The sequence below is a fragment of the Shewanella corallii genome, from assembly GCF_023349125.1.
Taxonomy (GTDB): Bacteria; Pseudomonadota; Gammaproteobacteria; order Enterobacterales; family Shewanellaceae; genus Shewanella; species Shewanella corallii.
The window spans coordinates 819,502-832,034 of the sequence record NZ_JAKIKT010000001.1 but is presented as its reverse complement, the minus strand read 5'-3'; the positions used below and the strand labels follow the sequence as shown (position 1 = coordinate 832,034).

Annotated in this window: 11 protein-coding genes; 4 read left to right on the top strand and 7 right to left on the bottom strand. The window is 52.2% G+C overall.

Features of this window, described 5'->3' with window-relative positions; translation table 11 throughout:
* Positions 1-198 precede the first annotated feature (198 nt).
* The gene (locus tag L2725_RS03665; RefSeq protein WP_249247684.1) at positions 199-414 is read right to left on the bottom strand and encodes a TIGR02450 family Trp-rich protein; all 216 of its coding nucleotides are present in this window, start codon (positions 412-414) and stop codon (positions 199-201) included.
* 151 nt (positions 415-565) lie between these two features.
* Here L2725_RS03665 and L2725_RS03660 point away from each other — a divergent pair, with 151 nt between their 5' ends.
* The 4 genes from L2725_RS03660 (at position 566) to L2725_RS03645 (ending at position 4,000) form a co-directional block, all read left to right on the top strand.
* Complete coding sequence (locus L2725_RS03660; protein WP_249247683.1) at positions 566-928, top strand: hypothetical protein; 363 nt, start codon at positions 566-568, stop codon at positions 926-928.
* Between the two features lie 113 nt (positions 929-1,041).
* Entirely contained in the window at positions 1,042-1,533 is a 492-nt protein-coding gene (purE, locus tag L2725_RS03655; RefSeq protein WP_249247682.1) for a 5-(carboxyamino)imidazole ribonucleotide mutase, read from the top strand.
* A gap of 5 nt (positions 1,534-1,538) precedes the next feature.
* Positions 1,539-2,621: a 5-(carboxyamino)imidazole ribonucleotide synthase gene (gene purK / locus L2725_RS03650; protein ID WP_249247681.1), complete on the top strand. Its 1,083-nt coding sequence runs from the start codon at positions 1,539-1,541 to the stop codon at positions 2,619-2,621.
* A 155-nt stretch (positions 2,622-2,776) separates the two neighbouring features.
* On the top strand, positions 2,777-4,000 hold the full coding sequence (locus tag L2725_RS03645) for a sensor domain-containing diguanylate cyclase (RefSeq protein WP_162807059.1): 1,224 nt from the start codon (positions 2,777-2,779) through the stop codon (positions 3,998-4,000).
* A 66-nt stretch (positions 4,001-4,066) separates the two neighbouring features.
* On the opposite strand, the gene L2725_RS03640 is transcribed toward L2725_RS03645, so the two are convergent.
* From L2725_RS03640 to L2725_RS03615, 6 genes are all read right to left on the bottom strand, one after another.
* Complete coding sequence (locus tag L2725_RS03640; RefSeq protein WP_115135300.1) at positions 4,067-4,684, bottom strand: transglycosylase SLT domain-containing protein; 618 nt, start codon at positions 4,682-4,684, stop codon at positions 4,067-4,069.
* Between the two features lie 164 nt (positions 4,685-4,848).
* Positions 4,849-5,286 carry a hypothetical protein gene (locus L2725_RS03635; protein ID WP_249247680.1) on the bottom strand — a complete coding sequence of 146 codons (438 nt, stop codon included), beginning with the start codon at positions 5,284-5,286 and terminating at the stop codon, positions 4,849-4,851.
* Entirely contained in the window at positions 5,286-6,884 is a 1,599-nt protein-coding gene (gene gshA / locus L2725_RS03630; protein ID WP_249247679.1) for a glutamate--cysteine ligase, read from the bottom strand. The genes L2725_RS03635 and gshA overlap by 1 nt, the downstream gene beginning before the upstream one ends.
* A gap of 273 nt (positions 6,885-7,157) precedes the next feature.
* Positions 7,158-9,980, bottom strand: coding sequence for a M16 family metallopeptidase (locus L2725_RS03625; protein ID WP_249247678.1), 2,823 nt, complete (start codon positions 9,978-9,980; stop codon positions 7,158-7,160).
* 40 nt (positions 9,981-10,020) lie between these two features.
* Positions 10,021-11,952, bottom strand: coding sequence for an alpha/beta hydrolase family protein (locus L2725_RS03620; protein WP_249247676.1), 1,932 nt, complete (start codon positions 11,950-11,952; stop codon positions 10,021-10,023).
* A 98-nt stretch (positions 11,953-12,050) separates the two neighbouring features.
* The gene (locus L2725_RS03615) at positions 12,051-12,479 is read right to left on the bottom strand and encodes a YqaA family protein (RefSeq protein WP_249247675.1); all 429 of its coding nucleotides are present in this window, start codon (positions 12,477-12,479) and stop codon (positions 12,051-12,053) included.
* Between the last annotated feature and the right edge of the window lie 54 nt (positions 12,480-12,533).

Genomic DNA, 12,533 nt, shown 5'->3' with positions numbered 1-12,533 from the left:
AAATCGAGACGACTCGTTATCTCGCGCCACTAGTCACGCATATTGGATAAACGTTACCACTAACAGGCTAAATATTCGACGGTTCATCGATTGTCAGCCAGATAACCGTGAACTGTCTTTCTGGGATAACAGGAGCTGTTCCTGTTATCTCCAGTTTAACGAGATAACAGGCTCGTAGAAGTAACTTTGGGGCATGAGTTACTTCCACCCTTGTCGCCAGATTTCGGGTTTTTTCAGCTCGCGCCAGTTGATGGGGTATTCATTCTTCGACATCACAGCTTCGATAGTGCAAGAAGTAACAGATCCCTCTTCGTCGTACTCCACATCAGACACCAAAAAGTGCTTCTCTTTGTTCCTCGGCGTCACCGCCGTCCATTTGCTGCCACGCAACTTCCGTGGATTTATCTGATTCATACTGACCCCGTTATTCTTGTTATCGCCACTCCCTCTGCATTTACGAAATCACCCAACCCAAAGTTCAGTACAAGTAACTCAAAGGATAAGGAATACACCAATTCCCCGTCCGACACTGCCGAAGGCGATTGAGAAAATGGCGTAGCGAGGCATGGATGCCGAGGCAGCGACATCGAATCATGGACGAGCGTTTGTCGCGTTAGCCAATTTTCGAAATGAGCCTGAGGAGTCGTCAGTGTCGGTTGGGGCGGCAAGGGAGATCCAAGAGGGAATTGCTGTTGATCCCCTCTTGGTCGGGTTTGGGGCGAAGCTCCACGATGTTCTGCCAAGCGAAGCTTGGTCATCCCCTGCCGCAGGCAGCTTGGTGCGCAGCACCAACAACAAGACCGACACGTCAGTGTCCAAATATATGGACACTCTATTCTCCAGCAAAAAACAAAATCAAATCACCAACATGATATTATTGCGCGCCAACAGGGCATTGCCGACGCCGCTGCTGGGTGACATGCAATAAGCACTATCATTGCGGCCACCAAAGCAAAGCGAGATGCAATGAAGGCAATCATTGCAGCCAATGCCAACATCTGTACCCCAAAAACATATAAAAACCCTGAGTAAGGAGTGAACATGCAACCTTTGGTAGCTGTTGTCATGGGATCAAAGAGTGATTGGCCCACCATGGAAGCCGCGGCAGAAATTATGGATAAGCTGCAGGTCCCCTATCATGTGGAAGTGGTCTCCGCCCACCGCACCCCGGATAAGCTGATGAGCTTTGCCGAAACAGCCGCCGATAAAGGCTATCAGGTGATTATTGGCGGCGCCGGCGGCGCAGCCCACCTGCCAGGCATGATCGCCTCCAAAACCCGCCTGCCAGTGCTTGGCGTACCGGTTCAAAGCAAGGCCCTGTCCGGTATGGACAGCCTGCTTTCCATAGTCCAGATGCCAAAAGGCGTGGCGGTAGGCACCCTGGCCATTGGTACTGCCGGTGCCTTCAATGCCGGTTTGCTGGCCTGCCAGATGCTGGCCAACAACGACTCGGAGCTGGCTGCCCGTGTAGACGTGTTCCGCACCGAGCAAACCCAAACCATCCTGGACAATCCAGACCCACGGGAGGAGTAATCCAGATGGCAACAGCTAAGATTTGGGTGCTGGGCGATGGTCAGCTGGGTGCTATGATGCGTCATGCCGGTATGCCCCTGGCACTGGATGTTCGCCCCGTGGATATCATGTCCCCCTCAGAAGAGAAGCTGCCGCTGGCCGCCGATGATATTATCACCGCCGAGCGCGAGCAGTGGCCTGAGTCCTGTCTGAGCCGCCAGCTCAGTGAACACCCCAACTTTATCAATGGTCCGGTATTTGGCCGTCTGGCCGACCGGTACACCCAAAAGAGCCTGCTGGATGATCTGGCCGTGGCCACTGCGCCCTGGGAACTGGTTGAAGATCAGACCGAGGAAGCCGAGCTGCATAACGCCTATGGTGAGCGGGTCCTGCTGAAGCGTCGTACCGGCGGCTATGATGGCAAAGGTCAGCACTGGCTGAAGCAGGCAGAAAACACCTCAATTCCCGCGGACTGGCGCAATCAAGCCATTGCCGAGCAGGCTATCAACTTTGATGAAGAGGTGTCTCTGGTCGGCGCTCGCAGCGCAGATGGCAGGTGTCACTTCTATCCACTGGCGCTGAACCTGCATCAGGATGGCATCCTGATGGCCTCTATCTCTCCCCTGACCCGCTTAAGCCCTCTGCAAGCCAAAGCGGAAGCTATGTTGAGCCGGATTATGGATGCCCTCAATTATGTGGGCGTGATGGCGATGGAGTGTTTCCGTGTGGGCGATACGCTGCTGGTTAATGAGCTGGCGCCACGAGTTCACAACTCAGGGCACTGGACTCAGGCGGGTTGTCATATCAGCCAGTTCGAGCTGCACCTGAGAGCACTGGCGAAACTGCCGATACCTGAGCTTAAACCAGCTCTGCCCATCGCCATGGTGAACCTGATTGGGGTTGACCATGACAGCAACTGGCTGAGTATTCCCGGTGCCGAACTCTACTGGTACAACAAAGAGGTTCGTCCAGGCCGTAAGGTGGGTCATCTGAATCTCGATGCATCTGACAATGCTGAAGTCATAGATGCACTGCTGGCGTTGCAAACCTGGATGCCAGAGCAGTATCAGGCACCATTGTCCTGGATTATGAACGAACTTCAGGATTGATATTCATCACAGAACAAGCAGCGCCGGGCGCTGCTTTTTTTTTGTTCGCACAGACTGAAACTGTGCAGCACATCATGTTTCTCTCGAGCCGAAAAACCCCTTGTCGACGCTATAATTCACCCGATTTCCCTTTATCTTATGCGGGCACTTTTTCGTTGGACAAGCACAATCTCAAACCGGTCAAATTAAGGCACAATGATCTGCGGCACCATATGTTTTATCTGGTGATGCCGTTGGTGATTTTTGTCGGCCTGTTTTTGGTGGTACTGGGCCCGACAAACATTCCCTGGACACTGCTGGGTGTAGCAATCGCCTGCTATCTGTTGTGTTGGGGACTGGATTATGTGGTTTGCCAACGCAAGTTGAACGACATGTGCAAGCACCTGGAAAAAGTGGTTCAGGTGAACCAAACCACCTATGAACTCATGGGCCTGTCCAGTAACTATGAAAATGAGCCTGAATTCCTGGAAGCTCTGCTGCGCCGATCGGTGGATCTGGTGCCCGGTGCAGAGATGGGCTGTATTATCATACTGGATGAAGAGACCCAAACCCTGAAGTTTCAGACTGCCATAGGTATGGATCTGGACCTGCTGCAATCATTGCAGCTGCCGCTGGCCAACTCATTCTCCTATCGATTGACCGAGGGCAAGTGCGACCGTGTGGTCACCATCAATGATATGCGCGGTCTGAATGCTGAAACCAGCTTTACCCAGGCCCAGCAGGATGCATTGATGAATGCGGCTCATAAGCCGATACTCTCCACCCTGTCCTCCCCTATCTATGTCAACGGCAAGCTGTACGCCATGATGAATCTGGACAGCAGCCAGTTGGATGCCTACGGCAGCTATGATCAGAGTCTGGCCAGCATTCTGACCCATGAGGCCAGTAACGCCATCAGCCTGTATCACAAGTCACGGCAAATCGCTGAGCTGGCCAGCCGTGACAGCCTGACCGGGCTCTATAATCGCACCCGCTTTCAGGAGCTGTTGATGACCTGGTCCAAAGACCATGCTCTGGAGTGCCAGTTGGTGGTGATCGATATGAATAATCTTAAATCCCTGAACGATGAGCACGGCCATCAGGCGGGTGATAAAGCCCTGATTAAACTGGCCGACACCCTCAAACAGTATTGGGGAGAGCAGGCACTGCTGGCGCGTTTTGGCGGTGATGAATTTGTTGTGCTGCGCCATGGTTCGCCCCTGTCTGTCACCATGGAGCTCAGTGAGATCCGTGCCAGTCTGGACTCTCAACCCGGCTATCCGGTGAGGTTCAGTGCCGGTCTGGCTCCCTTCGTCAATAACTGGAGCAAGGCCTTCAAACAGGCTGATCGGGCCATGTACTCCCAGAAGCGAATGCTAAAGGCGCAAGAAATTGCCTGAGCCCAAAGCTAAAAAAACCAGCCAAATGGCTGGTTTTTTGTTTTCTGTGGCTTGTCCCAAAGTGATTTATCCAAAGAACAGGCGCCACAGCCAGGACTTATCCAAATCCTCTTTACACTGATTGTACTGGGCAGCATAACGACGGGATCTGGCGTCCACCTTGGCGGCCACATTGATCAGCCATTTCTTGGACTTATAAGAGCCTCGCTTATAGCCGCCCCAGCCTTCGTGATAATTCAGGTACTGGTTTCTGGCATCCCACTTTGATACGCCGTTGATCTTATGGCTCTTGTAGATAAACCAGCCCATAAAATCCATGGCATCGTCGAAGTTTGAGCGGCTGGACCAGGAGTTACCTGTCTCCCGGGTGTAATCGTCCCAGGTGATGGTTTTGGCCTGGGCATAACCGTAAGCACTGCTGGCCCGGCCGATAGGGATAAAACCGAGGAAATACTCCATCGGCGGCGCAGCATTATGCTTAAAAGAGCTTTCCTGATACATCATGGCCATAGGCACATGCACAGGCACGCCCCACTTTTCACGGGTGTTTTTGGCGGCGTCATACCAGTCTCTGTGCTCGGTAAAAATCGCACAGATATTTTCAGGTTCTCTTGGGGGAGAATTGGCGCATCCAGCCAATTGCAGTAAGGCCAATGCCATCATGGCACGCAAGGTCCAGTTCATGGTTATATACCAATCGCTTGTCATCAGGGTTAACACTGATTGTTAGTGTCACAAACCCGGGCCAAGGTTGCAATGCAGATACTTGAATTTGATGAGGTAATACCAATCCTCATAGAAGGTTGGCATACAGAAGCACCGCCACGATCGGGCGATGCAATACTCTGCTATTGATTAACCAGTACTTTGGGCAATACACATCTGGCTTTATCGGTTTGCCAGACAACCGGCTCCCAGAAGCCTTCGCCCTGACCTTCTGGCAGGTATTTCGCCGCCAGATGCAGTCGCTCACCGGTTTTCAAATCCAGCGACAAGGTCTTGGTTTTACGGGCATTAAGAGGAACATCCATCCCAGGAGCATGGATCAACTCCACCAGCGTCAGGGTATAACGCCCCGGTGCCAGTTTATAGTTGGGCTGGGAGATAACCGGTTTGCCATCAATATGGGTGACCAGCGCCCGGTACAGGTTTTCAGAGGCTGGCGGCTCAAGATAGGCAGAGAAGCGACCGCAATCTTCAGCCTGCTTCGGCTCTGAGGCGCAGCCAGCCAGGACTGCGGCCATGACACCGGCTAACAGGTACCCTTTCACTCTGCCTGCTGCCATCAATCTCTGATATCCCCGAAGTAGTCGGCGAGAAACTCATCAAAGCCCACTTTGTCCTGAGCTTCGATATCCCGCTGGCGGGCAATCGACTCAGCGGCGGCCTGAGTATAATCCTCAAGCTGCTCAGGGGTCAGCGGATAGTTGGTAAAATACTGAGTGTATTCCCGGGCCAGCCCCTTCACCCAACGGCCATTGTTCATGCCGGGCTCGGACAAAGCCTGCATCACTCTGCCTGACAGTGTCTTGTCCGGGTCCTGAACCGCCTGTCGCCACTGGGCAACAGCTTGTTGATACTCATCGCCCTGAATGTCCAGCAGTGTTGCCAGACGCTCCATGGCATCGAAGATATCACCGGCCCAGTCGCGCAAACTGACCGCCTCGCCCTTGTTGCTCAGCATTAGCTCAGGGTTACGGCCTTCCAGTACCACAGCATTCAGGTTCAGTGATACCTGCTGCTCTTCAACCTTATCGAAGGGCTCTGATGAGGCCAGCAGACAGTAGAGCAGGAACAGATCCAGTATACGGATCTGGCTTTCTTCAATACCGACCGGGCTGAATGGGTTAACATCCAGCGCCCGCACTTCGATATATTCAACGCCACCACGCTCCAGCGCTTCAGAGGGTTTCTCACCACTGGCGGCAACCCGCTTGGCACGGATAGGGGCATAAAACTCATTCTCAATCTGCAGAATATTGTCGTTAAGCTGGCGATATTCGCCATCCACTTTCACGCCAATACGGGCAAACTTATCCGACCGCATACGAATCGCCGCACGCATACCGGTCAGGTATTCGCCCAGGGAGTTGTAGCTGATATTCAGCTTATCCTGTTCGTGGTTGGTATAGCCCAAATCACTCATGCGCAGCGAAGTCGCATAGGGCAGATACAGGGTGCCGTCATCCGTTTTGTTAAAAGGAATATCGGACTCGCGTCCCTTCACAAAGGAGCTGCACAGCGCAGGAGACGCCCCGAACAGGTATGGCAGCAACCACACACTGCGGCGGTAGTTGCGGATCAGACCGAAATAACGTTCTGAAATAAAATCTTCACGGCTCAGTGATTTGTCACTGTTCTCGTACAGCAGTGTCCACAGTTCATCGGACACAGAAAAGTTAAAATGTACCCCGGAGATGATCTGCATCAGGGCACCATAGCGGTAGGTCAACCCTTTACGGTACAGGGTCTTCATTTTACCGATATTGGAGTCGCCATATTGAGCAATGCGGATATCGGCCTCGTCGCCAACGAAACAGGGCATGCTCACCGGCCACAGTTGCTGGCCATTGAGGTTACGTACCGAAAATGCATGAGTTTGAGTCAGGCCATCCAGCAGTTCATTAATGCTTTTACTGACCGGAGTAATAAATTCCAGCAAAGCTTCACTGTAGTCAGTGGTAATTCGCGAGTGAGTCAGGGCACTGCCCAGCACCACTGGATGGGGATCCTGTGCCAGCTCGCCCTCTGGTAAAACACGCAGAGCTTCCCGCTCGATCCCTCTGTGAATACCTGCCAAAGCACGACGCCCGGCATCAGTGGCCAGGTAATCTATCAACGCATTGAATGACTTCAAGTTAACCTTCTCTCTAATTGGGTTCATAGACTGCTCGGCCAACCCGGACTGACAATGAACCTGCGCAATGCTTCAAAATATAAGTATCAGACACGGCCAGCAAGTATTTCTATTCAGCTAAAACGTAAAACTCTTTTACTGAAAATCAGCGACTGACGATGACACCTACAAAAACAGACGGCGACAGTGCTTAACTGTCGCCGTCTTGCATATATGAGGGCAATGATAATGATTACAATGCCCGGCGCAAATTTTTATCCAGGATCACAAATTCCCGGATAGTTAGTTATAGGTTCACTTTTACTTAATCACCTTAACCGGGTACCCAAGCGCCTCCAGTCCGGGCTGAATACTGGCTTTGTCACCCACCACCAGCATCACCATCTCATCCAGATTCAGATTATCTTTAGCCAGTTTATCCAACTCAGCCTTACCTATAGTGTCGATAATCTTCGCCTGTTTGGCGGTGTAATCAGCGGCGAGATCGTACTTTTGAATCGAGCGGATAAAGCCGGCTTTCTGATAAGGGGTCTCATAATCCAGCGCCTTCCCCTGAGAGATTGAACTGCGCATAAAGGCCAGCTCCTCTGCGGTTATCCCCTGCTGCTGATAGTGGTTTATCTCCTTGATAAACTCCACCAGCGACTTGTCAGTCACATCGCTGCGTACACTGGCTTTGGCGACAAAAGTGCCCGAATCCTGTTTGCCACTGAAGCCACTGCGGGCACCATAGGTGTAACCCTTATCTTCCCTCAGGTTGAGGTTAATCCGGCTGTTGAACGCGCCCCCCAGAGGATAGTTCATCAGCTCAGCCTTAAAGTACTCACCTGTGGCATCAAATGGCATCGCCCTTTTACCCAGCATAATCACTGACTGGGCAGCGCCGGGTTTATCAACTATGTATATAGTGCCTCCCTGCAGCTCAGGTAATGGACCCTGCTCAGGTATAGGTGTGGCCTTACCCTGCCATTTAGCCAGTGGCGCCAGCTGCGGCAGTATCTGAGCTTTATCCAGATCCGACACCACCACGACTTCAGCGTTACCGGCACGGTACTGTGCTTTATAGAAGGCTTTCACATCGTCAAGGGTCAATCCGGAGACGGTTTCCAGGCTGGCGCCTACTCCTTTGGGGTTCTTGTCACCGTAAAGCAGTTTGGCAAAGTTGGTTCTGGCCAGATAATCAGGCTCATTGAGCTGGTGCTGAAGCCCCTGCAGCATCTGCTGTTTCTGACGCTGGAAGTCAGCCTCTTTAAAGCCAGGCTCAAACAGTTTTTCCTGAAGAATTGCCATGGTCTGTGGCAGGTTTTCTGTTAACGCCGACACCTTGATGGTGCTCTGGTTGCCACTGGAACCAAAGCTGATGGAGGAACCCAGCATCTCCAGCGCTTGAGTAAGCTCCTCTGTGCTGCGCTTTGCCGTTGACTCATTCATCATGGAAGCGGTCAGCGCAGACAGACCTGATTTGTCGACCGGCACCAGCTCATGGCCACCATTGAGGTAGATAAGCAGCTCAACCGTTGGTGTTTCATCACTCTCAGTACCCATCACTTGGATACCGTTGGCCAACGCGCCAGTCCAGAGTTCAGGCACTGTCATCACAGGTGCAGCGCCTTCGGAAGGACGAACAGAACGGTCAAAGCTGGAACTGGCTGGCTTGGCGGCCGCGGTTTGCTCTGTGCTGGCAACAGGCTCGGCGCGCTCGGGCGTATAGTTATCTGCATGGGCAATCAACTGAGTCTGTCCCTTGGGCACAACACTCATCACCACACTGGGTTTGCCCTTGATGTACTTGTTGAATACCCGCATTACATCTTCTTTGGTGACGCTGGAGTATCGCTCAAGATCTTCGGCAATCATATCCGGCTTACCGAAGAAGGTTTGGTTGTAAGCCAGCGACGTCACCTTGCCGCGTACACTCTGCAGACCAAATATGGTTCTGGCCTCTGACTGCACCTTGGCTTTTTGCAGGTCTTCGTCGGTCACACCACGGGTTTCAAACTCAGCGATAGACTCATTGATACGCTTTTCTATATCTGTCAGCGAGCCGCCTTTGGCGGGGTTGGCCAGGGCATACATAAACATCTGACAGGCCAGTTCCTGACAGGGGTGACTGACACCCGCCTGCACGGCAAAGCCATCTTTCACCAGATTCTTGTAAAACAGGGATGTTTGACCACCACCCAGAATAGTGGCCAGCAGATCAAGTGCAGCTTCATCTTCATGACGGGCATAAACGGTCGGGAAACCCACTCGTATCAATGGCAGGTGCACCGCATCTTCCATGGAGATATAACGTGTCCTGTCCAGGGTCACCGGCGTCTTGGCCATATCCTCAACTTCCGGCCCACGGGGAATATCACCAAAATACTTATTCACCCAGGCCAGGGTTTGAGCCTGGTCAAAGCTGCCGCCTATGGTCAGAGTGGCGTTGTTAGGACCATACCAGCGGGCAAAGAAGGCGCGAACATCATCAACATCTGCCCGTTCCAGATCTTCCGGCCAGCCAATAACGGGCCAGGAATAAGGGTGGCCTTTGGGGTAGAACGCCTCTGAGAAACGCTCATTCATGCGGCCATAAGGACGGTTATCAACCCGCTGGGCACGCTCGTTTTTGACGGTTTCCCGCTGGACTTCAAACTTCTCTTCGGTCAGCGCCGGCAGGAAGTACCCCATACGGTCGGCTTCCAACCAGAGTACTTTTTCCAGCTGGTTGCTCGGCACAGTCTCAAAGTAGTTGGTGCGGTCAGTGTTGGTGGTGCCATTCAAGGTGCCACCGGACTCAGTGATAATTTTAAAGTGCTCTTCGTCGGCAACGTTTTCTGAGCCCTGGAACATCATGTGTTCAAACAGATGAGCAAAACCACTCTTGCCAGGTACTTCTCTGCCGGAACCCACATGATAGGTCACGTCCACATGCACCAGAGGATCTGACTTGTCTTCATGGAGCACCACTGTCAGGCCATTGGCCAGCTGGTACTTCTTGTAAGGAATACTGATACCTGCATTGTGGGTAACACTGGACTCCACCAGCTTTACCCCCGCAGGCAGACGGGATATTTGGGTGTCTGAGGCGCACCCGGCCAATGCAGCAGATACAGCTACTGCCAATAACAATCGCTTCACTGAAAGCTCCTTGTCAAAATTCTGTTCTGTTGAGACCCGCTCAATTAGCCGGGGTTCCCTTTCCTATATGGGTATCAAGAAAGCGCAACATGGTTTGATACATCTCAAGGATGTTCTCTTCGTTATAAAAACCGTGGCCTTCCTTATCTTTAACCAGCCACTCATAGGGGTGGCCTTTCTTGTCAAGCGCGTCACGCAAGGCATAGGCATGTTCGATATGCGCTCTTTCGTCATCCTCACCGTGCACGATAAGCACAGGGGCTTTGAGCTTATCAACATTTCGGGCCGGTGACTGGCTTTGCTGGGACGCGACATCTGTGCCCAGGGTCTTATCAAGATAAGCATCTCCCCATTTGATGCTGCGAATATCCCCTTCGTCATACAGCATGGGCAGGTCATATACACCGACATAACCTATGGCACATTTGTAGAGTTCCGGCTCTCTGATAGCACTTTGCAGTGCACTGTAGCCCCCGAAGCTGGCGCCATAGATACAGATCCTGTCTTTATCTGCGACACCGGATTGAATGGCGTATTGAGTCGCCAGGGTAATATCATCCTGGATCTTATTGCCCCACTCTCCCCAGCCCGCCTGCTCGAAGCGCTGACCATAACCGGTTGAACCGCGGAAATTAACCTGCACCACAGCATATCCCTGGCTGGCGAGCATCTGGGCATCGGGGTGGAATCCCCAATAATCTCTGGCATGGGGGCCACCATGGGGCATAACAATAGTCGGCAGATCTTTCTGTTTGCCCTGAGGTAGCGTCAGATAACCGTTTAACTGCAGACCATCCGGGGTTTTTAACCTGAAGGGTTCGGTCATGGCCAGTTGATCCGCTTTCAGCCAGGGGCGCGCTGCCAACAGGAAGCGAGCGCTCAATTTATCTGTGTCTACCAGATAAAAGGCTCCCGGGTTGCGGTCACCGTTAACCCAAACCACCATCTGTTTGCCATCCCGGGTCTTGCTGGTGATCTCCACAGCATCGCCATTAAAGGCCCCCACCAGAGCTTTATGAACCTGAGCTTCTTTGGTGTCGGGCTTGATAAACAGATAGGTAGGGAAGTCTTCATCCATTCGCAGACCATAGACTTCATTGAGGTTGGAGCTGATAGCATAGGTAGGGTCGGCAATCTCGCTGCGATACAGCTCTGAGGACTTACCGGTTTTCAGATTATATTGGTAAAGCCCTTTGGTACCGCCATCTTCACTCTGCAGCACATAAACACTGTCGTTGTCTGAGCTGAAGCCCAGCGGCTCGAACTCACCGGCAAACTCGTCTTTAAACAGCTCCCAGTCTTCACCTTTGGCAGGAGAGTAATAGAGTTTTGTTTTACCATCCGAGGTCATGCCTGTGGCAAACCTGGGCACGCCATGGTTATCGATAAGAAAGCTGCCGTATGGCACGGGCGCTCTTTTAATTTTGCGCTCACGCCCGTTGTATACATTCAGCTTCACCACTTCCGGTAAGGCTCCGCCACTTTTGTTTATGGTTCGACGATACATCAGAATGTGCTTTTCATCGCCATCCAGATTATCCAACAAAAAGTAGGCATCCGCCGACAGGGCCATTCCGCCTTTGGAGCGATAACCGGCAATCATTCTGGCTTTGGAACCATCATAATTGATGGCAAACAACTCCCCGGTAACGAAAGGCTTTTCCAGAGAACCATGGCTTCGGCCAACCTGAACCACCACCCTCTCATCATTCACCCAATAGAAGTTTTCCGGCAGATCTTTACGGTCCGCCTTCAAAGCAAATACTGGCTGCAGTGTCTTGGTATTCAGAAATGCCAGCGATTTACCGCCGTCGTTGTTCATCAGTACCGCCAGATGCTTTCCATCCGGGGATATTTTAACATTATGAAACTCACTGTGGCGGACAAAATCTTTCACATCCGGCGTTGCTGCCACAGACACGAAACTGACAAGGGCGGCCAGCAGCAGCCCACCTTTACGAAACAGGTTCATACATCACTCCCTGATAGTTTAGCTTTTCCTAACAATTTGATTTAGCTAACTTTTGAGCGATGTTAATTGTTCATCTTTTAGACGGCAAGTAAAAGTAATTAAATCGCCCAATGCAATACAGCCGCCACAATCAACAGATATCGGACAGTTTTCCCGATCAGAATAAGCAGAGTTGAGGTAAGGACTGGCAGACGCAACCAACCGGCCAACACGCAAAGCAGATCACCGATTACCGGCGTCCAGGCAAGCAGCAAACTCCAAACACCATACTTTTGCACCAGCGCCAATGCCCTGCGATAACCCCCGCTGGCAAGCTCTTCCGGTGATTTGGCGACCCGTCCCAATCTGCCTAGCCAGAAACTGGTAAGTGACCCCAGTGTGTTACCCACCGAGGCCGCCAGCCAGAGTGTCAGCCAGGCCTGGGGCTCTGCAGCCAATAAGCCAGCCAACAGCACCTCAGAACCTCCGGGGAGCAGTGTCGCGGCCAGAAAGGCACCACTGAACATGATCCACAGACTTTCGGTCATTCCATTATTGTCCTCAAACGGGCTTGTTTGCTCACCCGCTTTACATGCATTAAC

Coding starts and splice junctions, on each gene's coding strand:
- purK (WP_249247681.1), top strand. CDS start 1,539: ATGGCAACAGCTAAGATTTGGGTGCTGGGCGATGGTCAGCTGGGTGCT.
- gshA (WP_249247679.1), bottom strand. CDS start 6,884: ATGAACCCAATTAGAGAGAAGGTTAACTTGAAGTCATTCAATGCGTTG.
- L2725_RS03665 (WP_249247684.1), bottom strand. CDS start 414: ATGAATCAGATAAATCCACGGAAGTTGCGTGGCAGCAAATGGACGGCG.
- L2725_RS03635 (WP_249247680.1), bottom strand. CDS start 5,286: ATGGCAGCAGGCAGAGTGAAAGGGTACCTGTTAGCCGGTGTCATGGCC.
- L2725_RS03640 (WP_115135300.1), bottom strand. CDS start 4,684: ATGAACTGGACCTTGCGTGCCATGATGGCATTGGCCTTACTGCAATTG.
- L2725_RS03660 (WP_249247683.1), top strand. CDS start 566: ATGGATGCCGAGGCAGCGACATCGAATCATGGACGAGCGTTTGTCGCG.
- purE (WP_249247682.1), top strand. CDS start 1,042: ATGCAACCTTTGGTAGCTGTTGTCATGGGATCAAAGAGTGATTGGCCC.
- L2725_RS03615 (WP_249247675.1), bottom strand. CDS start 12,479: ATGACCGAAAGTCTGTGGATCATGTTCAGTGGTGCCTTTCTGGCCGCG.
- L2725_RS03620 (WP_249247676.1), bottom strand. CDS start 11,952: ATGAACCTGTTTCGTAAAGGTGGGCTGCTGCTGGCCGCCCTTGTCAGT.